The sequence below is a fragment of the Gordonia cholesterolivorans genome (genome assembly GCF_039531975.1).
Classification (GTDB): domain Bacteria; phylum Actinomycetota; class Actinomycetes; order Mycobacteriales; family Mycobacteriaceae; genus Gordonia; species Gordonia sihwensis.
In genome coordinates this window covers 1-24973 of the sequence record NZ_BAAARB010000010.1, presented here as the reverse complement: position 1 = coordinate 24973, position 24973 = coordinate 1, and the positions used below count along the sequence as shown (strand labels likewise).

Annotated in this window: 20 protein-coding genes and 2 pseudogenes; 12 read left to right on the top strand and 10 right to left on the bottom strand. The window is 67.4% G+C overall.

Features of this window, described 5'->3' with window-relative positions; all coding sequences use genetic code 11:
* Positions 1-24 precede the first annotated feature (24 nt).
* Positions 25-1143 carry a transaldolase gene (gene tal, locus ABFX36_RS10670; protein ID WP_006894850.1) on the bottom strand — a complete coding sequence of 373 codons (1119 nt, stop codon included), beginning with the start codon at positions 1141-1143 and terminating at the stop codon, positions 25-27.
* A gap of 83 nt (positions 1144-1226) precedes the next feature.
* Positions 1227-3302, bottom strand: coding sequence for a transketolase (tkt, locus tag ABFX36_RS10665; RefSeq protein WP_346076266.1), 2076 nt, complete (start codon positions 3300-3302; stop codon positions 1227-1229).
* Between the two features lie 361 nt (positions 3303-3663).
* On the opposite strand from tkt, the gene ABFX36_RS10660 reads away from it, so the two are divergent.
* Together ABFX36_RS10660 and ABFX36_RS10655 are read left to right on the top strand one after the other, a co-directional pair.
* On the top strand, positions 3664-4620 hold the full coding sequence (locus tag ABFX36_RS10660) for a heme o synthase (RefSeq protein WP_006894852.1): 957 nt from the start codon (positions 3664-3666) through the stop codon (positions 4618-4620).
* A 38-nt stretch (positions 4621-4658) separates the two neighbouring features.
* On the top strand, positions 4659-5903 hold the full coding sequence (locus ABFX36_RS10655) for a hypothetical protein (RefSeq protein ID WP_346076264.1): 1245 nt from the start codon (positions 4659-4661) through the stop codon (positions 5901-5903).
* A gap of 36 nt (positions 5904-5939) precedes the next feature.
* On the opposite strand, the gene ABFX36_RS10650 is transcribed toward ABFX36_RS10655, so the two are convergent.
* Positions 5940-6656 carry a hypothetical protein gene (locus ABFX36_RS10650; protein WP_006894854.1) on the bottom strand — a complete coding sequence of 239 codons (717 nt, stop codon included), beginning with the start codon at positions 6654-6656 and terminating at the stop codon, positions 5940-5942.
* Positions 6649-7626 carry a quinone oxidoreductase family protein gene (locus ABFX36_RS10645; RefSeq protein WP_346076262.1) on the bottom strand — a complete coding sequence of 326 codons (978 nt, stop codon included), beginning with the start codon at positions 7624-7626 and terminating at the stop codon, positions 6649-6651. Before ABFX36_RS10645 ends, ABFX36_RS10650 begins: the two co-directional genes overlap by 8 nt.
* Positions 7627-7661: 35 nt before the next feature.
* On the opposite strand from ABFX36_RS10645, the gene ABFX36_RS10640 reads away from it, so the two are divergent.
* Positions 7662-8042, top strand: coding sequence for a hypothetical protein (locus ABFX36_RS10640; protein WP_006894856.1), 381 nt, complete (start codon positions 7662-7664; stop codon positions 8040-8042).
* Positions 8043-8129: 87 nt separating this feature from the next.
* Here ABFX36_RS10640 and ABFX36_RS10635 read toward each other — a convergent pair whose 3' ends face one another.
* From ABFX36_RS10635 to mptB, 4 genes are all read right to left on the bottom strand, one after another.
* Positions 8130-9050 carry a COX15/CtaA family protein gene (locus tag ABFX36_RS10635; protein ID WP_006894857.1) on the bottom strand — a complete coding sequence of 307 codons (921 nt, stop codon included), beginning with the start codon at positions 9048-9050 and terminating at the stop codon, positions 8130-8132.
* Positions 9047-9850 carry an ABC transporter permease gene (locus ABFX36_RS10630; RefSeq protein WP_006894858.1) on the bottom strand — a complete coding sequence of 268 codons (804 nt, stop codon included), beginning with the start codon at positions 9848-9850 and terminating at the stop codon, positions 9047-9049. Before ABFX36_RS10630 ends, ABFX36_RS10635 begins: the two co-directional genes overlap by 4 nt.
* Positions 9847-10827 carry an ABC transporter ATP-binding protein gene (locus tag ABFX36_RS10625; RefSeq protein ID WP_346076260.1) on the bottom strand — a complete coding sequence of 327 codons (981 nt, stop codon included), beginning with the start codon at positions 10825-10827 and terminating at the stop codon, positions 9847-9849. The genes ABFX36_RS10630 and ABFX36_RS10625 overlap by 4 nt, the downstream gene beginning before the upstream one ends.
* A 98-nt stretch (positions 10828-10925) precedes the next feature.
* Positions 10926-12680, bottom strand: coding sequence for a polyprenol phosphomannose-dependent alpha 1,6 mannosyltransferase MptB (gene mptB, locus ABFX36_RS10620; RefSeq protein WP_039866775.1), 1755 nt, complete (start codon positions 12678-12680; stop codon positions 10926-10928).
* 125 nt (positions 12681-12805) lie between these two features.
* On the opposite strand from mptB, the gene ABFX36_RS10615 reads away from it, so the two are divergent.
* The 7 genes from ABFX36_RS10615 to ABFX36_RS10585 are packed head-to-tail and all read left to right on the top strand — an operon-like array spanning position 12806 to position 19110.
* Positions 12806-13558, top strand: coding sequence for a helix-turn-helix transcriptional regulator (locus ABFX36_RS10615; RefSeq protein WP_006894861.1), 753 nt, complete (start codon positions 12806-12808; stop codon positions 13556-13558).
* On the top strand, positions 13555-14991 hold the full coding sequence (gene sufB / locus ABFX36_RS10610) for a Fe-S cluster assembly protein SufB (RefSeq protein WP_006894862.1): 1437 nt from the start codon (positions 13555-13557) through the stop codon (positions 14989-14991). Before ABFX36_RS10615 ends, sufB begins: the two co-directional genes overlap by 4 nt.
* On the top strand, positions 14991-16166 hold the full coding sequence (sufD, locus tag ABFX36_RS10605; RefSeq protein ID WP_045539145.1) for a Fe-S cluster assembly protein SufD: 1176 nt from the start codon (positions 14991-14993) through the stop codon (positions 16164-16166). Before sufB ends, sufD begins: the two co-directional genes overlap by 1 nt.
* A 35-nt stretch (positions 16167-16201) precedes the next feature.
* Positions 16202-16972: a Fe-S cluster assembly ATPase SufC gene (gene sufC / locus ABFX36_RS10600; RefSeq protein ID WP_006894864.1), complete on the top strand. Its 771-nt coding sequence runs from the start codon at positions 16202-16204 to the stop codon at positions 16970-16972.
* Between the two features lie 39 nt (positions 16973-17011).
* Positions 17012-18277: a cysteine desulfurase gene (locus ABFX36_RS10595; protein ID WP_346076256.1), complete on the top strand. Its 1266-nt coding sequence runs from the start codon at positions 17012-17014 to the stop codon at positions 18275-18277.
* Positions 18277-18732 (top strand): Fe-S cluster assembly sulfur transfer protein SufU, encoded by a 456-nt coding sequence (gene sufU, locus ABFX36_RS10590; RefSeq protein WP_006894866.1) that lies wholly within the window; start codon positions 18277-18279, stop codon positions 18730-18732. The genes ABFX36_RS10595 and sufU overlap by 1 nt, the downstream gene beginning before the upstream one ends.
* 9 nt (positions 18733-18741) lie before the next feature.
* Entirely contained in the window at positions 18742-19110 is a 369-nt protein-coding gene (locus ABFX36_RS10585) for a metal-sulfur cluster assembly factor (RefSeq protein WP_006894867.1), read from the top strand.
* Between the two features lie 624 nt (positions 19111-19734).
* On the opposite strand, the pseudogene ABFX36_RS10580 reads toward ABFX36_RS10585, so the two are convergent.
* A pseudogene (locus tag ABFX36_RS10580) lies at positions 19735-19833 on the bottom strand (transposase); the annotation flags it as partial.
* Position 19834: 1 nt separating this feature from the next.
* On the opposite strand from ABFX36_RS10580, the pseudogene ABFX36_RS10575 reads away from it, so the two are divergent.
* Both ABFX36_RS10575 and ABFX36_RS10570 read left to right on the top strand, forming a co-directional pair.
* Positions 19835-20584: pseudogene (locus ABFX36_RS10575) on the top strand (IS256 family transposase); the annotation flags it as partial.
* 31 nt (positions 20585-20615) lie between these two features.
* Entirely contained in the window at positions 20616-21101 is a 486-nt protein-coding gene (locus ABFX36_RS10570; RefSeq protein ID WP_346076254.1) for a hypothetical protein, read from the top strand.
* Between the two features lie 1110 nt (positions 21102-22211).
* Here the strand turns inward: ABFX36_RS10570 and ABFX36_RS19065 are convergent.
* The gene (locus ABFX36_RS19065) at positions 22212-24479 is read right to left on the bottom strand and encodes a zinc-ribbon domain-containing protein (protein ID WP_428832053.1); all 2268 of its coding nucleotides are present in this window, start codon (positions 24477-24479) and stop codon (positions 22212-22214) included.
* Positions 24480-24973 lie beyond the last annotated feature (494 nt).

Sequence of the window (24973 nt, the reverse complement as noted above, 5' to 3'; positions counted from 1 at the left end):
CGTATCGTCCGGGCGTCGTGTCGGCTAGCGCTGCGCGGCGTCGAGCTGCGTCCGGGTGGCCTCGAGGAGGTCGTTCCAGGCGTCCTCGAACTTGCTGACCCCCTCGGCCTCCAATACTGCGAAGACGTCGGGCAGATCGACTCCCACGCGAGTGAGTGAGTCGAACACCTCCTGGGACGCCTCGGCCCGGCCGAGGATCGAGTCGGTGTCGACCCACCCGTGGTCGGCGAAGGCGTTCAGAGTCTTCACCGGAACCGTGTTGACCGTGTTCGGCGCCACCAGTTCGCTCACGTACAGGGTGTCCGGGTACTGGGCGTTCTTGGTCCCGGTGGACGCCCACAGCGGGCGCTGGGGCAGCGCCCCGTGCGCTTGGAGATCGGGGAAGCGGATCCCGGTCTCGAACACTTCGCGGTAGGCGGCGTAGGCAAGGCGGGCGTTCGCGAGACCGGCCTTGCCTCGCAACTCGAGCGCTTCGGGCGTTCCGATGGCGTCGAGGCGCTTGTCGATCTCCGAGTCGACGCGGGAGACGAAGAACGAGGCGACCGACTCGATCTTGGCGGCGTCGTGGCCGTTGCGGAGTGCGGCGTCGAGCCCGTCGAGGTACGCGTCCATCACTGCGCGGTAGCGGTCCACCGAGAAGATCAGGGTCACGTTGACGCTGATGCCCTCGGCGATCACCCGGGTGATCGCCGGCAGCCCGGCCTCGGTGGCCGGGATCTTGATGAACAGATTCGGGCGGTCGACGATCTTCCACAGCTCGATCGCCTGCGCCACGGTCTCGTCGGTCTTGTTCGCCAGTCGCGGATCCACCTCGATGGAGACGCGGCCGTCGTGGCCGTCGGTGTCGACGAAGACCTGCTGCAGGACGTCACACGCCGCACGGACGTCGTCGGTGGTGATGGCGGTGACGGCCGCATCGACGTCGGCGCCCACCGACGCGAGATCCTTGACCTGAGCCGCGTAGCTCTCGGATTTGGAGATCGAGTTCTGGAAGATCGCGGGATTGGTGGTGACGCCGACGATCGAGTGAGTGTCGATCTCATCCTGAAGAGCGCCCGAGGCGATCAGGTCGCGGGACAGGTCGTCGAGCCAGACGGACACGCCGGCCTCCGAGAGAGCGGCGAGGTTCTTGTTCTGAGACATGGGGATGACTCCTGTTCTCCGGATCGGGTCGGATGTCGTGTTGCGGTGGTTTCGACGCGCTGCGCTCGCTCGACCGCAGGAGGTCAGCGGTTGAGCACGCGGCGGGCGGCGGCCGCGACGGCGTCGGCGGTGATGCCGAACTCGTCGTACAGCTTCTGGTACGGAGCCGAAGCGCCGAAGTGCTCCAGCGAGACGATCTCGCCGCCCGCGACGATCGCATGCCACGGCATGGCGATGCCGGCTTCCACGGCGACGCGCGGAATGCCGGTCGGCAGCACCGACTCGCGGTAATCGTCGTCCTGCTCGGCGAACCACTCCAGCGACGGCATCGAGACCACGCGTGCGCCGATGCCCTCGGCGGCGAGCGTCTGCGCCGCCTGCACCGCCAGCGACACCTCCGAGCCGGTGCCGATCAGCACCACCTCGAAGGTCCCGTCGGCGTCGGACAGGACGTAGCCGCCGCGGGCGACTCCTTCGAAGCTGGTGCCTTCCAGGACCGGCACGTTCTGGCGGGTCAGGGCCAGCCCGACCGGCCGGTGACGGCGCGTCAGCAGATGCCGCCACGCGTGAGCGGTCTCATTGGCGTCGGCGGGACGGACCACGTCCAGGTGGGGAATCGCGCGCAGCGCGGCGAGATGTTCCACCGGCTGGTGGGTGGGACCGTCCTCGCCGAGGCCGATCGAGTCGTGGGTCCACACGTAGATCGGGTCGATCTCCATCAGCGCGGCCAGACGCACCGCGGGCCGCATGTAGTCGGAGAACTGCAGGAAGGTTCCGCCGTACGCGCGCGTCGGGCCGTGCAGGACGATGCCTGACAGGATCGATCCCATCGCGTGCTCGCGGATGCCGAAGTGCAGGGTCCGGCCGTACGGATCGGCTTTCCAGGTCCCGGTGCTGATGGTTTCGGGACCGAACGAGACGGCACCGTCCATCGTGGTGTTGTTGGAGCCTGCGAGGTCGGCCGATCCGCCCCACAGCTCGGGCAGGACGGGCGCGAGCGCCGAGAGGACCTTGCCCGAGGCCGAGCGGGTCGCCACATCCTTGTCGCCGACCTCCCAGGACGGCAGCACGTCGGTCCAGCCCTCGGGCAGCGCATGCGCGGCCAGCCGGTCGAACAGCTCCTTGCGCTGGGGGTTCTCGGCGGCCCAGACGTCGAAGCCCTCCTGCCACGCGGCTCGCTCGGCGGCGGCCCGAGCCTGCAGCGACCGGGTGTGCCCGAGCACGGCCGGGTCGACGTCGAAGCTCTTGGCCGGGTCGAATCCGAGGATCTCCTTGGTCGCGGCGACCTCGTCCGCGCCCAGGGCCGAGCCGTGCGAGGCGCCGGTGTTCATCTTGTTGGGGGCCGGCCAGGCGATGATGGTGCGCAGGCAGATGATCGACGGCTTGTCGGTGACGGCCTTCGCGTTCTCGATCGCCTCTTCGATCGCGACGATGTTCTCGCCGCCCTCGACGATCTGGACGTGCCAGCCGTACGCCTCGTAACGCTTGGCGGTGTCCTCCGAGAGCGCGATGCTGGTGTCGTCCTCGATCGAGATGTGGTTCTGGTCGTAGAAGACGACGAGGTTCCCGAGTTCCTGCGTACCCGCGAGGGAACTGGCCTCGGAGGTGACGCCCTCTTCGATGTCGCCGTCCGAGGCGATCACGTACACGTGATGATCGAACGGGCTCTGGCCCGCCGGTGCGTCGGGATCGAACAGGCCGCGCTCGCGCCGGGCCGCCATGGCCATGCCGACCGCCGACGCGAGTCCCTGTCCGAGCGGGCCGGTGGTGATCTCCACACCCTTGGTGTGGCGGAACTCGGGGTGGCCGGGCGTCAGCGAGCCCCAGGTGCGCAGCGCCTCCAGATCGCCCAGTTCAAGGCCGAAACCACCGAGATACAGCTGGATGTACTGGGTGAGGCTCGAGTGGCCGCACGAGAGGACGAACCGGTCGCGTCCCACCCAGGCCGGATCGGACGGATCGTGGCGCATCACGCGCTGATACAGGGTGTACGCCAGCGGTGCCAGACTCATCGCCGTGCCGGGGTGGCCGCTGCCGCACTTCTGTACCGCGTCCGCGGCCAGAATGCGAGCCGTGTCCACGGCCTTGGTGTCCAGGTCGCTCCAGTCGGCGGGGTGAACCTGCTGGGTGAGCTCGCGGATCTCGTCGGTAATCGCCACGGTGGTGGAGTCTCCTGTGCCTTGTCGTGGGTGCTCGGACGCAATGGTGATTTCCAGCCTAGCGGTCCGCCGCACGCTCGCGCGCGACTGGCTGGGGACTTTCCGGTGTGATGGACCACCTTCGGCGGGCGCGGTCGCCGGGATTGAGTGCGAGTGTGATCTGGGCAGTGCGGATTCTGTTATGAGAGACCTCCGGGTCTACCATCGGTCGTAGTAGCCCGTCGGTGTGCCCATTGTCGCGTACAGACCGTCGCCCGGATCCGTCGTGGACGGATCGCGCGGCGCGATGACGCCGGGTCTTATGTGAGGAGCATCTGTGAGTATTGGGGAAAGCGCGGACACCGACGCCTCCTCGACCTCGATGTCTACCGAGAACCCGGCCGGGAACGCCGGCCTCGGTGCGCGTGCGTGGGGCATGGTCCTGGCGTACATCGCGCTGACCAAGCCGCGTGTCATCGAGTTGCTTCTGGTCTCGACCATTCCGGTGATGCTCCAGGCGGAGCGCGGAACGGTCGACATCGGCCTGATCCTGATCACCGTGGTCGGCGGGTGGCTCGGTGCCGCGAGCGCCAACAGCCTGAACATGGTGGCCGACGCCGACATCGATCAGAAGATGAAGCGGACGCAGCGCCGGCCGCTGGCCCGTCACGCGGTGCCGGTGCGCAATGCGCTGATCTTCGGCATCGTCCTGGCGGTCGTGTCGTTCGTCGTGCTCTACTTCGGTACCGCGAACGACGCGGGGGAGCGGTCGTTCCTGCCGTCGATCCTGGTTTTGATCACCATCGGCTTCTACGTCTTCGTCTACACGCTGGTGCTCAAGCGCCGCACGTGGCAGAACGTGATCTGGGGCGGCGCCGCCGGCTGCATGCCCGCACTCGTCGGATGGGCGGCGGTGACGCATTCGCTCAGCTGGCAGCCCTTCGTGCTGTTCCTGGTGGTGTTCTTCTGGACCCCTCCGCACACCTGGGCGCTCGCCATGCGCTATCGCGAGGACTACCGCGCCGCGGGCGTGCCGATGTTCCCGGTCATCGCCAGTGACGAGCGCGTCACCACGCACATGGTGGTGTACACCTGGCTGACCGTCATCACGTCCTTCGTGCTCATCCCGGCCGCGTCGTGGATCTACCTCGTCGTCGCGGTCGCCTCCGGCGTGTGGTTCATCTACATGGTCACCAAGCTCTACGTCGAGACCCGCAAGGGCGTCGAGGTGAAGCCGCTCAAGATCTTCCTGACGTCCAACGAGTACCTGGCGCTGCTGTTCTGCGGCCTCGCTGTCGACGCGGTCATCAACCTGCCGACCGTCGCCGGCTACTTCTGACCGACACTCGCAGTCTCAAGGCGCCCGCAGGTGAAAGAGTGAGGACTGCACGCGGCGTGAAGCAGCCGGGCCCGGCCGTCACGAGGACAGCGCTCGCGGCGGTCGTCGCGACACTGTGCCTGGTGGTCGCGGTCGTCGTCGATCTTCCCGTCACCTCGGTTCTGTTCGCGGTCGCCGGCGCCGGTGTCGCCATCGGGCTGATCGGCTCGCTCCGTCGATACGGCCAGAAGTCCGCCCTGCGCGGTGCCGCGGTGGTCGTGGCGACGGTTCTGCTCGTCGGTCTGCCCACCGTGGCGGTGCTGGCCGATCCCGAGACGGCGATCGATTCGCATGCCGCCGACGGTGACGCGGTGCTCGAGGGCGGCGGCGATCCCTCGGCAGCGCTGGCGCGCGCTCTGGACCGCGCTGACCGCCTCGTTCCCGGCGGCTCGTCCTCGATCAGGCAGATCAGCATCGACGACGATCGGGAGACGGTGCGCGTGCTCGATCCGCGGACCGGGCGGGAGATCGCCTCGTATCGATCGGGAACATCGTGGAGCGACTCGGATCCGGCGCGCACCGGCGAGCGCACCGTGTTCACCCGCGCCGATGTCGCCCACTTGGACCTGAACGCCGCGGCCGCCCGGGTGAGCGCCGCGCGCCAGAAGATCGGCTATCCGGAGCCGACCTCCAGCGGCGGCATCGAGATCGGCCCGCGCTCGGTCGACGACAAGGTGGTGGCCCGATTCGGCCAGTCCGGCGGGGAGAGCATCGAGACGGATCTGCACGGGCGGGTCGCCGACACCGTCGGCGCCGCGTCCCTTAGTGAGTTCCTCTCGGTTGCCGAGCGTGTGCTGAAGGACGAGGGCATCGATCCCGATGGGGCCGTGCTCCGTTCGATCGCGTACAAGGCCGTCGATGAGGCCGCGCCGTGGATCGGCGTGGCGCACCCCGGTGTCGAGCTGGAACTGGACGGCGGCGGCATCTACCGGATCTGGGTGCAGCCCGGTCGGTTCCCGGAACTGTCCGAGACCGACTCGGCGTCCGACCCCGATGGTTTCTCGCTGACCGGACTGACCGGAGCGACGATGGTGCGGATCCGCGACGACCTGGTGCGCAGACATCGGGTGGCGGCCTACGACCGCGATGCCGTCGGACTCAAGATCGGCGTCGCGCCCGGCGACGACGATCCGGCGGCGGATCGGCTGCCGGTCACGGTGCAGATGCAGGTCGGTCCCGACGCGGTCGGGGCGACGGGCGTCTACTCGCCGAACGGGAAGTTTCTGCGCGAGGGACGCCGCTAGCGAGGGACGCCGCCGCAGAGGCCGGCCCGCACGGGCTCACGCCTCGATCGCGCGCCGGAGCTGCGCGGTCAGCCCGGCCCGGACGCGCTCGGTCTGGGGAACCACACCCCGTTCGGTGAGACGATCGACGGTGGTCAGCACCTGCTGCAGATAGGCCGCGCGTTCCTGGCTCCGGGCCCCGTCCGCGTGGGCGAGCAGCTTCAGCGCGCGTCGGCAGTCGCGGGCGTCGGCGGGGTCGAGGTCGTCGGTCCCGGTACTCCGCGCGAAGCGGTCGGCCGCGGCCCAGGTGCTGCGCAGGTCGGTCACGGCGGCGATGTAGCGCTCACCGGCGGCGTCCCCGGGGAAGCGGTCGGTGCGGAGCTCACCGGCCGTGGCCAGACTGTCGTGGAATGCGATGATCGCGGGCGCCGACAGGTCCCAGAGCCCCGGATACCGCAGGAGCATGGCCGGATCGAGTTCGAAGGAACCGTACGCGCTGAGAACCTCGTCGTGGTGGGCCGCGCTGCGCCGCCAGCGCTCCTCCACCGAGACCGGCGAGGGTGCAGCCGGACGCGCGGTGGCGGCGATCCGGGACGGCATCGGCACCGAGACCGCCAGCAGACCCACGGCCAGTGCGACGGCGAGGGCCACCATCAGTGCCACCGGACCGAAGGGCCGAGACGCCGCCAGCAGAGCGATCGCGGCGACGGCGACCACGGCCCAGCGCAGACCGGCGGCCGGCCCGCCGGCGCTCTTCGCTGCCGGCTCAGTCATCGTCGGCGACAGCGAGCATCGTCGACCCGACCGTGCTTCGGGATTCGAGTGCGCGGTGGGCCTCGGCGGCCTGCTCCAGCGGGAACGACTGTCCGACGGTCACGGTCAGCTCACCGCTAGCGACGGCGTCGAAGAACTGACCGGAACGCCACGCGAACTCGGCGGGGTCGGCGATGAAGTGGGTCAGCGTGGGCCGGGTCACCGACAGTGATCCGGCCGGATTGAGTCGTTGCAGGTCGAACGGGGGCACCGGTCCGCTGGCGGCGCCGAAGAGCACGATGGTGCCGCGGACGGCGGTCGCGGCCAGGGATTGCTCGAAGGTCGCCGCTCCGACGCCGTCGTACACCACCCGCGCCCCGCGCCCGTCGGTGAGATCGCGGACCCGTGCGGCCACGTCGTCGCCGTAGCGCAGGACCTCGGCGGCACCGGCCGCGCGCGAGAGCTGTTCCTTCTCGTCGGAGGAGACCGTGGTGATCACCCGGATGCCCCGCGCGCTCGCCCACTGGGTCAGCAGCAGCCCGATGCCGCCGGCCCCGGCATGCAACAGCACGGTGTCGCCCGCCTCGGGATGTGCGCTGCCGTCGAGCAGATAGTGGACGGTGTTGCCGCGCAGCATCGACGATCCCGCGGCGGCGAGGGAGACGCCGTCGGGTACCGGAAGTGCCCGATCGGCGCGGATACGGACGTACTCGGCGTAGCCGGCCGAGGCGTCGCACCAGGCCACCCGGTCGCCGACGGCACGGTGCTCGACGCCGTCGCCGACGGCGACGATCCGGCCCGCGCCTTCGCTGCCCGGCACGAACGGGGTGGGCGACGGGTACATTCCGGTGCGCAGGTACGTGTCGATGAAGTTCACCCCGGCCGCGGAGACGGCGACCACCACCTCGCCGGGCGCCGGTTCGGGATCGGGGAGATCGACGAGTCGAAGGACTTCCGGACCGCCGTGAGTGGACACTTGGATCGCACGCATGGGTCCATTTTCGCACGCCGCTATACTCGGCAGTCATGAGCGATGACACCGCTGCGTCCACAGCCACTGCTTCCGAATCCGTCGCGGCCGCGCCGAGCGCCGTAGTCTCCGCGATCGGAAAGTTCGTCGCCGCCGAGGGCGGTTCGGCCAAGGCCGTGGTCCAGCCTGCGGGTGCCGCGGGAGTGCGGATCACCCTGGTGGGTGAGGCCGGCGGGATTCTGGGCGATCAGGTGGTCGACAGCGTGCGGACCGCGGACGCGGTCATCGAAGCGGTCGACGGACTCGAGCGCGCGGAGTGGGACCGGGATCTGACCTCGGTCACCGAGGTGAAGCCGTCGCACTGGCGCCAGATGGCCGGTTGGGTGGCCCACCAGTCGCGGTTTCCCAAGGCGCGCAACCGCAAGATCCTCGACTGACGACGTACGCGCACTGCGACACGTGCGCACAGCGCAGAACCCGGCGACCGTACGCGGTCGCCGGGTTCTCGTGTCAGATCCGGCGGATCAGCGGCGCGTCGTCGCGAGCACGAGCTGCGTCGCGCCGATCATGAGCAGAGCGCTGCCGAACATGTGGAGGATGACGAGCACCTCGGGAAGACCGGCCGCGTACTGCACGTAGCCGATGATCCCCTGTACCACGATCACGCCGCCGAAGATCAGTGCGGCGCGGCGCAGCGACGGCACCGCAGCCACCGCCAGGAGGATGAGCGCGGCCGTCAGTCCCACGAGTGTCCAGACGGCGTCCACGTGGAGCTGAGTGGCCTGCGTCGGCTCCAGACCGTTGCGGTGCGCCTTGATGTCGCCCGCGTGCGGTCCGGAACCGGTGACCACCGTGCCGAGATAGATGGTGACCCACGTCAGTGCGTACAGAGCCCAGGCGAGCAGGACTCCGAACCGTCGGAGAACCGCGGATTCGGCATCGGTCGCCCCCGGCTCGCCGGCGTCCGGTCCACGGGCGGCCGACCCGGTGTGCACCACCATCCAGGTGGCCAGCGAGATGATCACCATCGTCGCGAGGAAGTGGAAGGCCACGATCCACGGGTTCAGGTTGGTCAGCACCGTGATGCCGCCGATGATCGCCTGCAGCGGAACACCCATCGCGACCCCGGTGGCCAGCCGCCGCGACAGTCGGTCGACCGGGACGCGCCGCATCGCGGCCACCCAGGTGGCGATCGCGATGACCACGAGCACCCAGGTGAGCATCCGGTTGCCGAACTCGATCAGCCCGTGGATGCCCATCGCGGCGTGCGGTGTCACCGAGCCCGAGGTGCACTGGGGCCACGTGGGACAGCCGAGGCCCGAGTCGGTGACCCGCACCGCGCCGCCGGTCACCACCAGCAGCACGTTGGCGGCGAGGTTGGCGATCGCCCAGTAATAGAGGTATGTCGCGGTCGGCCTCTTGAAGCCGAACCAGGAGTCGATCATTGGAAGCGGAACCACCTAACTGCCAGCGCGCCGCCGATCGCGGCCCACACGATCAGGACACAGAAGCCGAAGACGTCGAACGACGAGTCGAGGGCCCGGGTGAGCGCCTCGGTGAGAGCACCGGAGGGGGAGAGGCGGGCGACAGTCCGCGCCGCGTCGGGCACATGCTGATCGAAGACGACGAGCCCGGCCAGACCGAGCAGGACGAACCAGATCAGGTTGCCGAGGGCGAGTACCACCTCCGCTTTGAGCGTGCCGCCGAGGAGCAGTCCCAGGCTGGCGAACGCGACCGTGCCGACCGCGATCGCCACCGCGCCGAGCAGCAGACCCGCGATGCTCGGCCGCCAGCCGAAGGCCATGCCGATGCCACCGATGATGATCGACTGCAGGACCACCACGATGAGTACCGCGAGTGACTTGCCGGCGATGATGCCCCACCGCGGTATCGGGGTGGCGCCCAGTCGCTTGAGCGCACCGTAGCGGCGGTCGAAGCCGACCGCGATCGCCTGCCCGGTGAAGGCGGTCGACATGATCGCGACCGCCAGGATCGCGGGCACGAAAGTGGCGGCGCGCGCGGCGGGCGTGTCGCCGGCCTCGGTGTCGAGGGGGAGCAGGCTCAGACCGATCAGCATGGTGATCGGGATGAACATCGTCAGCAGCAGCTGTTCGCCGTTGCGGAGCAGCAGAACCAGCTCCATGCGAGTCTGAGCCGCCAGCATCCGGGTGAGCGGAGCGGGCCGCGGACGCGGAGTGAACGTTCCGCTCGGAAAGCGATTGGTCGCGGGTACCTCGGTGCTCATGCGCGCACCTCCCGTCCGGTGAGGCTGAGGAAGACGTCCTGCAGGCTGTTGCTGGCCACGTTGAGCGAGTCGATCAGGATTCCGCGGTCGGCGCAGAACTGTGCGATCGCCGAGACCACGGCGGGCGTGATGTCGCCGGTCACCACATGCTCACCGGTCGGCGAGAGCGTGCAGCGGTAGCCGGCGGGGAGTGCATCCTGGAGCCCGTTCCGGAGTTCGGCCGCGTCGACCCCCGAGACGCTGAGCCGCAGCCGGCGCTCGGCATCGCGCCGGACGAGGTCGGACGGTGTGCCCGCGGCGACGGCGCGCCCGCGGTCGATGATGACGATCTGGTCGGCGAGTTCCTCGGCCTCATCGAGCAGATGCGTGGTCAGCAGAATCGACACCCCGTCGGCGCGGAGTCGGGAGATCAACTCCCACACCACGATTCGCGCGTGTGCGTCGAGGCCGGCGGTGGGCTCGTCGAGGAAGACCAGTTCCGGCCGGCCGACCAGCGCGCACGCCAGCGAGAGTCGCTGCTGCTGGCCGCCGGAGAGGCGGCGGAATCCCGTGTTCGCGACCTCCGTGAGGCCGAGGGCGTCCATCAACCACTCGGGATCGAGGGGATCGGCGCTGTACGCGGCGCAGAGGCGAAGCATCTCCTTGGCCTTCGCCCCCGGATACGCTCCGCCGCCCTGCAGCATCACGCCGATCCGGGTTCGCAGCGCGTCGTTGTCGGCGATGGGATCGAGGCCGAGCACTCGGACCTCGCCCGCGTCCGGCCGGGTGAATCCCTCGCAGATCTCGACGGTGGTGGTCTTACCGGCGCCGTTCGGGCCGAGCAGCGCGAGCAGTTCGCCGCGTGGCAGCCTCAGATCGAGCCCGTCGACGGCGGTCTTGTCCCCGAACTTCTTCACCAGACCCCGGACCAGGAGCGCCGCGTCGCCCGAAGCCGGTCGGTGATCCGGCCCGGTACCGGGCGAAAGAGCTTCATGCACGCCCAACAGCCTAGGCGAGCGACGCAGGTCACCGGGCTGCGGGGCGGTGCCGGCCGAACGGTGCGCATCGCGCCGACTGATCCGGCCGCACACGGTCCTTACTGGCGATTCCGGTCGTGACGCTGCCTGACCCACATGCGGATCGGGCTGTCGATGAAGAAGACCATCGCCGTGATTGCGACCATGATCACACCGGTGGCCAGGCCCTGGGCCACCACGAGGGGGCTGGTGTCCGAACTCGTCGGCATCACGACGATCGCGATGATTCCGGAGATGACGACGGTGCCGACGCGGAACCAGCGGGTGGTGGCCCATGCGGCCAGCGGGATCACGGCCCACAGCAGGTACCACGCCTGCACGAAGGGGAAGAAGATCACCACGCTCGCCATCGCGATTCCGAGGCCGCCGATCGGATGGATGCGGCCCGCGAGGCATGCCAGCAGCCAGCGGACCACGAGGACCGCCGCCACGAGTTGCCCGATGGGCCGGGCGATGTCCAGGATCGCTTGGGTCTGCTCGCCGAGGCCGAGCCACAGTCCGACGCGGCCGGCGACCACCGAGAGCAGGGTCGGCATCGACATCCACGACCGGACGATGCCGCCGGTGCTGAGAGTGTGGGTCCATCCGAAGCCCAGGCCGGTTCCGAGGCACGTCACCACGACCACCGCGCCGGCGACCACGCCCATCACTCCCGCGCTCGCCGCCAGGGCGGCGAGCGAACGCCGCGACCGTCGCCACCATTGACTCACCGGCGCGTGGCGCAGAGCCGGAAGCGTGGCACCCCAGCGCCGGGCCAGGGCCACGCCGACGAAGCCGAGGGCGAGCATCGACGTCACCTTGATCATCGCCGACGCCGCGATGACGGCGACACCGGCGAGCAGGACCCATCCCGCCCGTGACGGCAGCGGACGGTCGGGTCTGCGGAGACGCTGCGTGCCGTAGACGGCGCGGAACGACCATTCGAGGCCGACGAGCATCATGCCGATCATCAGGGACTCGTTGTGGATGCCGCCGACGAGGTGGAGGATGAGCAGCGGGTTGAGCGCGCCGAGCCACAGCGCTGCCACGGCCGAGACGCCGCACCGCCGTGCCAGCCGGGGCAGCGCCCAGACGATCATCAGGACGCCCGCGATCGCCACCAGCCGGTGCAGCAGCACGGCGACGGTGATGTTCTCGCCGGTGATGGCGGTGATCTGCTCGCCGATCCACAGGAACAGCGGCCCGTACGGTGCCGGCGTGTCCTTCCACAGGTTCGGCACCGACAGGGTGAGCGCGTGGTCGACGCCCAGACCGCGCATCGGACTGTAGGTGTACGGGTCCATGCCCTTGTACGCGATCGCGCTCTGTGCCAGATAGGAGTAGACGTCCTTGCTGAGCAGCGGCGGCGCGATGATCAGCGGCGCCACCCACATGAGCAGGGTGCGGTCGGTCTGGCCGCGCGTCATGCGGCGTGCCGGGCTGCGGCCCTCGGCGACCTCCACCCGGTAGCGCCCGACGGCGTATCTGCCGAGCATCACCCACGCGACGACTAGCATGATCGCGCCGCCGATGGAGATGGTCAGAGCGGTGGAGTACATCCGGGAGGGCAGCGACAGGACTCGGGTGCCGACGATCGGATTCTGCAGCACCGGAAGCATGCCGGTGCCGAGCGAACCGATCAGGATCAGAATCGATCCGGTGGTGCCGAACAGCCTGATCCGACGCATCCGCAGCGTCTCCAGGCGGTTGAGCGGGCCCACCTCGCGTTCGTCGTCGTGCATCCGCGCGACGGTGGTGCCGAAGTCGCCGATGCGGTCGGCGTCGTGCTCGACCGCCGGCTTGCCGAGGCCCACGTAATCGAGCGTCCGGCGCATGAGGGGGAGTTCTGGCACATCGAAGACTCTAACGGGTGGGGTCCGCCGCCCCGTCGGGCCGGAGATTTAGGCGACCCTTGCTAGCCCGGTGGAAGTATTTAGGTAACAATATTGTTGTGAAAAGCATGAGCGGTGACGAGCGGCAGCTGCGCGAGCAGCATGCGGAGGCGGGCGGCCACGACGGCCAGACCCGCGCCGCCGTCGTGTCGCTGCTGGTGGACGAGGGGCCGATGACCGCCGGCGACATCGCCGAGCGGTTGGGGATCTCGCCCGCGGGCGTCCGCCGTCATCTCGAGATCCTGTCGGCCGACGGGGACATCGAGGTGGCGCCGTCCGGCTTCTCCAGGGCTGGTCCCGGCAAGGGTACGCGGGGCCGCCCGGCCAAGTGGTTCCAGCTCACGCCGGCCGGCCGGGGCAAGCTCCGGCACGCCTACGACGATCTGGCCGGTGCAGTGCTGCGGAAGCTGCGCGACGTCGCCGGTCAGCAGGCGGTCGACGAGTTCGCTCATGAGCGGATCTCGGATCTCGTCTCCGGCGTCGAGCCGGCGCGCGAGTCCGGTTCGGTGATCGCGACGGTTCAGCAGATCGCCGACGCTCTCACCGCGGGCGGCTACTCGGCCGACACGCGCGAAGTCGGCGCGGGCGTCCAGATCTGCCAGCACCACTGCCCGGTCGCCCATGTGGCGTCCGAGTTCCCGGAGCTGTGTGAGGCCGAGACGGCCATGTTCACCGAGCTCCTCGGTACGCACGTGCAGCGGTTGGCGACCATCGCCAACGGCGACTGCGTGTGCACCACGCACGTTCCCGTGCATCTCACGACTCCGGAGGCCGCTCAGCCCGCAGCCTCCGACACCCCCGATGGAAAGGTTCTCCGATGACGGTCACCGATCCCGCCGCCACCCAGTTGACGCAGGAAGAGACCATTGCTTCCTTCGATCGCTACGGTTACGGCTGGTCCGACAGCGATGAGGCAGGTGCGTCCGCCAAGCGCGGTCTGTCCGAGGCCGTCGTCCGCGACATCTCGGACAAGAAGAACGAGCCCGAGTGGATGCTCGACCAACGGCTCAAGGCGCTCCGCATCTTCGACCGCAAGCCGATGCCCAGCTGGGGCGGCGACCTCGACGGCATCGACTTCGACAACATCAAGTACTTCGTGCGCTCGACCGAGAAGCAGGCCGAGTCGTGGGAGGACCTGCCCGAGGACATCAAGAACACTTACGACCGCCTCGGCATCCCGGAGGCCGAGAAGCAGCGTCTGGTCGCCGGCGTCGCCGCGCAGTACGAGTCGGAGGTCGTGTACCACCAGATCCGCGAGGACCTGGAGGAGAAGGGCGTGATCTTCCTCGACACGGACACCGGCCTGCGTGAGCACCCCGAGATCTTCCAGGAGTACTTCGGCAGCGTCATCCCCGCAGGCGACAACAAGTTCTCCGCGCTGAACACCGCGGTGTGGTCGGGCGGCTCGTTCATCTACGTTCCGCCGGGTGTCCACGTGGACATCCCGCTGCAGGCCTACTTCCGCATCAACACCGAGAACATGGGGCAGTTCGAGCGGACGTTGATCATCGTCGACGAGGACGCCTACGTCCATTACGTCGAGGGCTGCACGGCCCCGATCTACAAGTCCGACTCGCTTCATTCGGCCGTGGTCGAGATCGTCGTGAAGAAGGGCGGCCGCTGCCGCTACACGACCATCCAGAACTGGTCGAACAACGTCTACAACCTGGTCACCAAGCGTGCGAAGGCCGAAGAGGGCGCGACCATGGAGTGGATCGACGGCAACATCGGTTCCAAGGTCACCATGAAGTACCCGGCCGTGTGGCTGACCGGTGAGCACGCCAAGGGCGAGGTCCTGTCGGTGGCGTTCGCCGGCGAGGGCCAGCACCAGGACACCGGATCCAAGATGGTCCACCTGGCGCCCAACACCTCGAGCAACATCGTCAGCAAGTCCGTCGCTCGCGGCGGCGGACGGTCGTCGTACCGCGGCCTGATCAAGATCAACCCCGGCGCCCACGGCAGCCGGTCCACCGTGCAGTGTGACGCCCTGCTCGTCGATCAGATCAGCCGCAGCGACACCTACCCGTACGTCGACATCCGCGAGGACGACGTGACGATGGGACACGAGGCCACCGTCTCGAAGGTCAGCGACGATCAGCTCTTCTACCTGATGAGCCGCGGACTGACCGAGCAGGAGGCCATGGCGATGGTGGTCCGCGGATTCGTGGAGCCGATCGCCAAGGAACTCCCGATGGAATACGCACTCGAGCTCAACCGGCTCATCGAACTGCAGATGGAAGGATCGGTCGGCTGATGGCGGACGCTTCCCAGACCACCGCCTCGCCCGTGGTGGTCAACAAGGGTGAACTCTTCACCTCCTACGACGTCGACGCCTTCGAGGTGCCGTCGCAGCGCGAAGAGGCGTGGCGCTTCACGCCGTTCCGCCGGCTGCACGGTCTGCACGACGGCACGGCGCTCGCCACCGGCACCACCTCGGTGCAGGTCAGCGGCGACGCCGAGGGCGTCACCGCCGAGACCGTCGGCCGCGAGGATCCCCGTCTCGGTGAGGCCGGGGTGCCCTTCGACAGGGTCTCCGCCCAGGCTTACTCGTCCTTCGAGAAGGCCACCGTGCTCACGATCGGCCGCGAGGCGCAGATCGCCGATCCGGTGTTCGTCACCGTCGACGGTCCGGGAGCCGACGAGGTCGCCTACTCGCACATCCAGATCCGCGCCGAGGCCTTCTCGAAGGCGGTCGTGGTTCTCGATCAGCGCGGCAGCGGCGTGATCGGCGAGAACGTCGAGATCCTCGCCGCCGACAGCGCGCATCTGACCGTCGTGAACGTCCACGAGTGGGAGGACGACGCGACCCACGTCGCCACCCACCACCTGTCGCTGGGACGTGACGCGGTCGTCAAGCACTTCGCGGTCAGCCTCGGTGGACACACCGTGCGGCTCTCGCCGCACGTGCAGTACACCGCGCCCGGCGGCGACGTCGAGCTGTGGGGACTGTACTTCGCCGACGGCGGGCAGCACCTGGAGCAGCGTCTCCTGGTGGACCACTCGCAGCCCAACTGCCGCTCGCACGTCACCTACAAGGGCGCTCTCCAGGGCGACCCGTCGGGCGACAAGCGCAAGGAGGCCCACACCGTCTGGATCGGCGACGTGCTGATCCGGCCGGCCGCCGAGGGCACCGACACCTACGAACTCAACCGGAACCTGGTGCTCACCGACAACGCCCGTGCCGACTCGGTCCCCAACCTGGAGATCGAGACCGGTGAGATCGTCGGCGCCGGTCACGCCAGCGCCACCGGCCGGTTCGACGACGAGCAGTTGTTCTACCTCCAGGCGCGCGGCATCCCCGAAGATCAGGCGCGGCGCCTCGTGGTCCGGGGCTTCTTCGGCGAGGTCCTCGCCAAGATCGCCGTCCCGGAACTGCGCGAGCGGCTCGAATCCGCGATCGAGGCCGAACTCGAGTCGGCCGGCGCCTGACCATCCACACATACTTCGACAAGGAATCACCACAGATGACGACCCTGGAAATCCGCGACCTGCACGTCGACGTCGCGCAGTCCGACGCCGACGCCGAGCCGATCCACATCCTCAAGGGTGTGAACCTCACGGTGCGCTCGGGCGAGACCCACGCGATCATGGGCCCCAACGGGTCCGGCAAGTCGACCCTCTCGTACGCCATCGCCGGTCACCCCAAGTACGAGGTCACCTCGGGATCGATCACCCTGGACGGGGAGAACGTCCTGGAGATGAGCGTCGACGAGCGCGCCCGCGCCGGACTGTTCCTGGCGATGCAGTATCCGGTGGAGGTGCCCGGCGTCTCGATGTCGAACTTCCTGCGCAGCGCGGCAACCGCCGTGCGCGGCGAGGCCCCGAAGCTGCGGCACTGGGTCAAGGAGACCAAGCAGGCGATGGCCGAACTCGAGATCGACCCCGCGTTCGGCGAGCGCAGCGTCAACGAGGGCTTCTCCGGCGGTGAGAAGAAGCGTCACGAGATCCTGCAGCTCGGGCTGCTCAAGCCGAAGATCGCGATTCTCGACGAGACCGACTCGGGTCTGGACGTGGACGCGCTGCGCATCGTCTCCGAAGGCGTGAACGCCTACAAGGAACGCGAGAACGGCGGGATCCTGCTCATCACGCACTACACGCGGATTCTGCGGTACATCAAGCCCGATTACGTCCACGTCTTCGTCGACGGCCGCGTGGTGGAGTCCGCCGGACCCGAGTTGGCCGACGAGCTCGAAGAGAACGGCTACGTGCGGTTCACCGCGGCCGCCGCGAAGTGACGGCCGCCATCTCGATCAACGCGACGAAGGGGGAGTGACATGACCACCGCAGCCGCACTCGACGTCACGGCACTGCGGGCGGACTTCCCGATCCTGTCCCGCACCGTCCGCGACGACAGGCCGCTCGTGTACCTCGACTCCGGGGCCACGTCGCAGCGGCCGCTGCAGGTGCTCGACGCCGAGCGAGACTTCCTGCTGAACCACAACGCCGCGGTTCATCGCGGTGCGCACCAGCTGGCCGAAGAGGCGACCGACGCGTACGAGCACGCGCGCGCGGCGATCGCCGGCTTCGTCGGCGTCGCCGTCGACGAGGTGGTCTTCACCAAGAACGCCACCGAGGCGCTCAACCTGGTGGCGTACACCCTGGGCGATGACCGTTCGGCGCCGGTCTTCGGCGGCAGGGCCCTCGGCCCCGGTGACACGATCGTGGTGACCGAACTGGAGCATCACGCGAATCTGGTGCCGTGGCAGGAGCTGTGCCGCCGCACCGGAGCCACCCTGCGCTGGTACGGAGTGACGGCCGAGGGCCGCATCGACATGGACTCGCTGGTACTCGACGAGTCGGTGAAGGTGGTCGCGTTCACTCATCAGTCGAATGTCACCGGCGCCGTCGCCGACGTCGCCGAACTGGTGCGCCGCGCTCACGAGGTGGATGCGCTGGCGGTGCTCGACGCCTGCCAGTCGGTGCCTCACATGCCCGTCGACTTCGCGGCTCTCGGGGTCGACTTCGCGGCCTTCTCCGGGCACAAGATGCTGGGTCCGTCGGGTGTCGGCGTGCTGTACGGCCGCGCTTCGCTGCTGGCTCAGCTGCCGCCCTTCCTCACCGGCGGTTCGATGATCGAGACGGTCACCATGGAGGTGTCCACGTATGCCGCGCCGCCGCAGCGTTTCGAGGCGGGCGTCCCGATGACCTCTCAGGTCGTCGGTCTGGGCGCGGCCGTGGAATACCTCGAGAAGATCGGCATGGACAACGTCGCCGCGCACGAGCACGAGCTCACCGCGCACGCGCTGGAGCGGCTGACGGCGATCGACGGTCTGCGCATCGTCGGTCCCACCACCGCCGAGCGGCGAGGCGGCGCGGTCTCGTTCGACGTCGAGGGCATCCACGCCCACGACCTCGGCCAGATCCTCGACGACGAGGGGGTCGCGATCCGCGTCGGACACCACTGCGCCTGGCCTCTGCACCGGGCCTTCGGCGTTCAGGGCAGTGCGCGCGCATCGTTCGCCGTGTACAACACGCTCAACGAGGTGGACGCGCTCGCCGACGCGATCGGCGTCGCCCAGCGGTTCTTCGGGGGTCGCTGATGCGGATGGAGCAGATGTACCAGGAGGTGATCCTGGACCACTACAAGCATCCGCACGGCCGTGGTCTGCGGGATCCGTACGACGCCGAGGTGCACCACGTGAACCCGACGTGCGGTGACGAGGTGACGCTGCGGGTGTCGGTGGTCGACGACGCGGTCGCCGACATCTCATACGACGGCCAGGGCTGCTCGATCTCCCAGGCCTCGACCTCGGTGCTCTACGACCAGGTGGTCGGGCTGCCCGTCGACGAGGCGCTCGCCACCGTCGATTCGTTCAACGCCATGATGACCTCGCGCGGGACCGATCCCGGCGATGAGGAGGTCATCGGCGACGGCATCGCGCTCGCCGGTGTCAGCAAGTATCCGGCGCGCGTCAAGTGTGCTCTGCTCGGGTGGATGGCGTTCAAGGACGCGCTCTCGCAGAGCCTCGCCACCGAAGTCCCCGATCCCGCCTAGGAGCGACCAATGACCGAGACCAACACCGAAACCACTGCGCCGGCCGAGCCGGTCGCCACCTCGCTCCCGTCGATCGACGACGTCGAGGAGGCGATGCGCGACGTCGTCGACCCGGAGCTGGGCATCAACGTCGTCGACCTCGGGCTCGTGTACGACGTCGCCATCGACCAGGACGCGGCGGTGAAGCTCGATATGACCCTCACCTCGCCGGCGTGCCCGCTCACCGACGTCATCGAGGACCAGACGCGCAATGTGCTGGTGACCTCCGGTCTGTGCACCGAGGTCGACATCAACTGGGTGTGGATCCCGGCGTGGGGGCCCGACAAGATCACCGACGACGGACGCGAGCAGCTGAGGGCGCTCGGCTTCACCGTCTGACGAATACCTGACCGCCTGAACTGCATAACTGCAGTTCAGGCGGCAGTTTTGTGCCGGTCGACGTAATCGCGCAACGGTTCAAGTACGCGACTGCTTCGAGGGTGAAACGCGATTGCTCGCCGCGTCCACGGGGCATTCCTGAGCGGTCGAATGCTCCGTTCTTCTCCAGCTGTGCGTAGTTTTGTGCGGAATCTGGTCCGCCCACGCCCGCGAAGCTGGTGCGGTGGGTACCCGGAGGGCGATGGCGGGTGCCGTGTGATTGGCGCGATTGCAGGAAAGTGTCGTAGGAGTCGAGGTCACGGAGGGTGATCTGGGGTGCCGTGGGCCACTGGAGTGTACTTCAGAACTACGATCTGGATGCCGCCGTGGGTGATCGTCTGAAGGGGTCGTTCACTGTGGATCGTCAGGTGGCTCGTGGCGGACCGCGGCACCGCCGTTGCTGCGAGTCTGTAACGCCACAGACCTATCTGACAGTCAACGATTTGCAGGATGCAGCCCGGTCGTGGGGTGTTCCTTGAGCGCGGCGTCGAGTCCGTGCCATACCGTCGGATCGACGTGGTGACACCGTAGGTCGTGGCACGTGCCGTACGAGCTCACGCTCACCCAGCCGAAGCCTCGCTGGTGGTGCCCGCCGTCGCGGATCTTGACGATGATCGCATCGAGGTAGATCACCGGATACAGCGCTTCGAGGTCGCGGGTCTGCCATTTGCCGACCTCGTCGGCGGTGCGCAACAAGGCCGCCCACATCGCGGTCGGGGTCGATATGGAGGGCGTCAAGCACGTTCTGGGGATCTGGATTCAGCAGAGGAGAAGGCGCCAAGTTCTGGGCGGCAGTGTGCGCTGAACTGCGCAATCGCGGGGTCGCCGACGTCCTGATCGTGTGCTGCGACGGCCTGACCGGATTCGCCGAGGCCGTGGAGGCCACCTGGCCGCAGGCGACCGTCCAGACCTGTGTGGTGCACCTGATCCGAGCATCCATGCGGTTCGTCGGCTACGGCGACCGCAAGACGGTCGCGGCATTGCTCAAGCCGGTCTACCAGGCCCCTACCGAGCAAGCCGCCGCCGATGCGCTGGAGGTATTCGCCGACTCCGACCTCGGCCGCAAGTACCCCTCGGCAGTCAAGACCTTCCGGGACGCGTGGGAACGGTCCATTCCGTTCCTGGCGTTCCCGCCGGAGTTGCGGCGGGTCATCTACACCACCAACAGCATCGAATCGTTGAACTACCAGCTGCGCAAGGTCACCAAGAATCGTGGGCACTTCCCGAACGATCAGGCTGCGATGAAGCTGCTGTGGATGGCGATCTGCAACATCGAAGACAAACGCGCCCGCGACCGCGCAACAGAACGGGGCCTGCCCGCCGCCAAGCGCCGAGCCTCCGGACGGCTGGTCGAAGGCGCGGTCACCACCAACTGGAAACGCGCACTCGAGCAACTATCACTCGCATATCCAGACCGTTCAACCATCACCTATAAACCGAACACCTGACCGACTTACACAGAAAGATTGACAAGCTCTCCCGACAAGCCGCTGTCACCGGCCGCGCTGGATGCCCACCATGAGCATCGGCTCACCGGACCAGCCACCAGCAACCCGGTGGCCAACCTGCAGGGCGAGGCGGCAATGTACCTGGTGCGCGCCGACGATCATTTTCGAGCGATTGGAAATCTGCTGGTCAGTGAACGAATTGCCTTGAGCCCGTTCACTCTTGCCCGGACCATGCTGATGTCCTGCTCGGCCGCGTTCTTCATTCTCGAACCGGGAATCGACGTCAAGGAACGCGTCGGCCGCTGGATCTCACTGCGACTGCGCAGCGAGTATCAGTCCCTGGGCATGGTGTCGGGAGTGTCGGCGCTGCCGGATACCACTCAACAACTGGTCGACAAGTTGCTCGGTCAGGATCAAGCGATCGGTTACGAACTCAAGCCGCCGTCCGGGCGGAACCGGAATGATCGTCGGCAGATAGATCTGGAGGTTCCGTCGGAGACATAGCTCGCCAAAGCACTTCTGCGGTACTCAGGAGTGGAGCCCGACAGCATGTACTCCCCGATATGTGCAGTCGCCCACTCCCATTCACACGCGAGCGCCCTCCTCGAGACAGTTGAAACTGGCGAACGAGGGGACGGACGAATCGCGGCGTACCAGAAGCTCAATGGGCGATTGGTGGCGCAGATACTGACGGCAACATACGAGGCATATCGTCATGCGCACACGCGGCATCGTCAGTATCTCGGTCTCAGTCCCGCAGACTCCCCGGATGTGGGGGCCAACGCGATGGTGCTGATCGAACAGGCCTACGACCGATAGGACTTGGCGGTTGGCCACCCCCGCGGCACGCGGACCGCCTGAACCAGCTACTCAAACGATTCCGACAGGATCTAGGTCGCGTTGTCCGCGTCACGAGACGCAATGCGTTCGCGGAGAAGGTCGACGTAGTCGGCGCGTAGGACTCCTCTGCATTGAGGACGACTCCCGGCGTTGATGCGGCGGACGTACTCCGCCAGCCGTTTTGGGTTCTTGCCAGCCCAGCCGTTAGATCTATGGGTGTCGGGGATTCCTCGCGTGTTCTGATAGTGGTGGCGTCAGTCGTTTTTGATTGAATAGGGTGTCTAATGCTCTTTGAGATACGTCATTTAGTGATCGGTCGAGGGGTGGCAACTTGCGCGGATCAGCTTCTGGTTCTCCGGTGAGAACGACTCGGAGCCACCTCGGCGGGGGAGCGGCCACTCGCTCCTGCGGCGGACCGGCGGGTAAGAGTGCCCTGATTGCGATGAGCTTCGGGTCTTCCGCTACCAGAGCAACTTGCGGCATCATCGGCGATATGCACACTCTCGCGCTGTGCTGCGCCCTGACTGTGGTGAGAGGTTTCCGCTGCCGGGACTGCTGAGTCATCGACGAAGCAAGCGCAACAGGTGCGGAGGCCTTCATGAAGAGTGGCTAGTGTGCGAGGCCAGGTATGCGCGAATGTGAGCGCACTCGACGGCCCGCGCGCTCCTGTTGGCCAGCTCGTAGTCAAGCTGCTGACGGTGGATCAATGATTGAGTCGAGTAGAGCGCCTGCGCACGGCACCTACCGGTGTGTACCTCCGGTAGTGAATTCGGCTCACGAGATCCGTCTGCATACTGGGCACCCTGTGCCGCCCCGAACTCGGTTCTTGACTGTAGTTTCCCACTCGTGACCCTGGTGGCATCGCCATCTGCATCTGTCGTGACTTGCGGCCTTGAGCTGCCCCGGGCTGCGGCCCGGGTGTGTGAGATTGTCGACGAACTCCGATGCGACCGTGGGAGCTAGGTCGAATAGTGAATGTCCAGGCTTGGGCGATGAACGAGCGTTCGCGGTACGGAGGTGGCTGCATGCTGGACAACCTGTCCCGCCGAGGGCACGCGATGCGACGGTGCTCGTCCACTCGTTTCGGCAGTCCTTGCAACGCCACGCGGCTTTCAGATTCGAGCCGCCCGGAATGTCTTGGGGGGAGCGGTGCGGGCGTCCGACGATCGCGATGAACTCCTCGGCAAGATGGGCTGGGTACTCGTTCAGGCTCTTTCCGCGCGCTGCATCGCGGCGGCTCCGAGTGTCGCCGGCCCGTGCCTGTGCACATTGAGGGCACCCCCTACCGCGCACACGGCTCGCAGGCGATGCGGAGTATTGAAGGTTGCACTCGGGGCACCGCCACGAACAACTGATGTTGCTCGACGGGCGCAGATCTGCAGGTGAGCGGGCCGGTCGACTGCAGGCTTCGAACTCGGCCGCGATTTCTGGGTGGCGATCGCCAAGTGACCCGCCGGCCGGTGCGGTCGACCGGCTCAGCGCAGCCTTGATTGCGCTGCACTCGGGACAACCTGTCCCGAGATATGCCCGTGCTCCGATCGATGACCGCCACTCGTGTCCACAGGTACGGCACTTCCACCAGCACATGTCTCTTGCACTGGGAGGCACCCAGTCTAAGTCGACGCCGGGCCGTGTTTCGTTGCGTAACAGTTCGCGAGAGAGGTCCGGTGCGACGTCTGCCGCTGACCGTAGGGGACGGCCTTGCAGCGTCTTTCTCCACAGGTCCCCCGCAGCCGCGAGGGATTTTGCGGTGCTCTCGGTAGTCGGTTGGAGCCAGGTTCCTCCGAGCGCTTCGACTACTGGTTGGAGGGCGTTCGCCCACTCCGCAGCGTCGAGCGATCGGCGTTCGACCGTTATTGAGGGCGTGCGGTCCAGCATCGGTAGTGCCGCATCTCTGACCCGGATGTACCGGAGTTCGGTCAGTGCATCGACCTTGCGCTGGTCGCGGTTGGTGTCCTTGTGCCAATGCGCCGGATCAAGATCGATGTACAACTCGAGGGAGGCGACATGGATATCGACGCGCCAGGTGCGGGTGTTGGCGCGGACACGCACGTCCACCTCGACATGTTCGCCGGTTGAGAGGCGCAATAGCTCAGCTACTTCCAACTCCAGCCGGGATTGGCCGCGTGCACCACAGCGCGCGCATCCCGTGCCCGCGACGCGTGCTGCGACTGTTGTGACCCATTCGTGCCCTCGTCGGCACCGCCACCGGCACAACGCATTGGACCTTGGGCGGATCTGCGCGGGAGCGCGGCCAGGAAAGGTCTCGTTGGATACGAACTCGGAAGCAAGGTCGGGATATAGCTCCAGCAATGATTCGCCGGCCGCTGCAGCGGTTCGTATGTCGGATGCGCGCCTCGTGCCGCAGGGCGGGCATCCACTCCGGCGCATCACGCGGCTGGCGATCGTGGCCTCCCACTCGTGGGAACACTCGCTGCACCGCCATCGGCATCGATCACCAGACGAGGGCTTCAAGTCGCGCAGACCAAGGGTTGGGTTGGTGAGATTGGCGACTAGCTCGTGTAGGGGGAACGCCGCCCGTTCTGCAGCGGTGTTGGTCGTGGCGGTCGGGCGACGACGAGCGTCGGCCCGTCGTCGATTCGCACAGGCCGTGCACCCCCTTCCGTACGTCCGATTAGCAACAGTGGATTGCCACTGATGTCCGCACTGGGCGCATTGCCACACGCACAGCTGCTGAGCGCGAGCGCGAAGATCAGCCGGGGTCATATCGGGACGCGTCACATTGCGTACGAACTCGGCGGCGATGGTCGGGTAGCAATCCTGCAGTGAGGCTCCCGGAGGTGCCTGGGCTCGTGATCGCGCGCGCTTGGCCTGCGCACAAACGGGGCAACCGCCCCCCTTTGTGCGAGCTGCGACCTTCGCCTCCCACAGGTGCCCGCACGTCGAGCACCGCCAACGAACTGTCTGATTGCTATGGGTGCCGAGCGTGGGGAGCGGCACCCCGGAGGCAACCTGGACTGCCTCGAGGGCGAGCTCAGGGTGCGTATCGATCAGCAATGACGCGGGTTCTCGTCCAGGCATCCATCCTCCTGCCGGTGATTCTGCCGGAAGCGCTCGAGCTGTGACGGTGGTCGACACTAGAACGGATCGGACACTGCAATTGACCAACCCCGGGTGACGATCGCCGATGGTGCCTAACGCGGTTCGCCTGGCAATTCGGTATGCCGAGAATTCTTAGGATTGGAATATATCTTCGCGGCATGACAACTGTGTCTAATGAGTTGCCAGTGCAAACCCGTGCCCTCAATGGCTGGTCGCGAACCAACCCCGTGCAGGCGCATGTGCTCGCGACGAACGATGTCGAGACCATCTCGCAGGCCATTCGCCGCGTCGCTGAGGCGAACGCCGACGCACCCGCGCACCTGCGCAACGGAGTGATCGCGCGCGGTGAAGCGCCCTGGGTTCCGTTCCGAGTCTCAGCAAGGAGAATCGGAGTATGCCCAAGAAGTTCAGTCCAGAGCTGCGTGAGCGTGCCGTGCGCATGGTCTACGACCGCCAAGCCCGCGAGGGCGGCC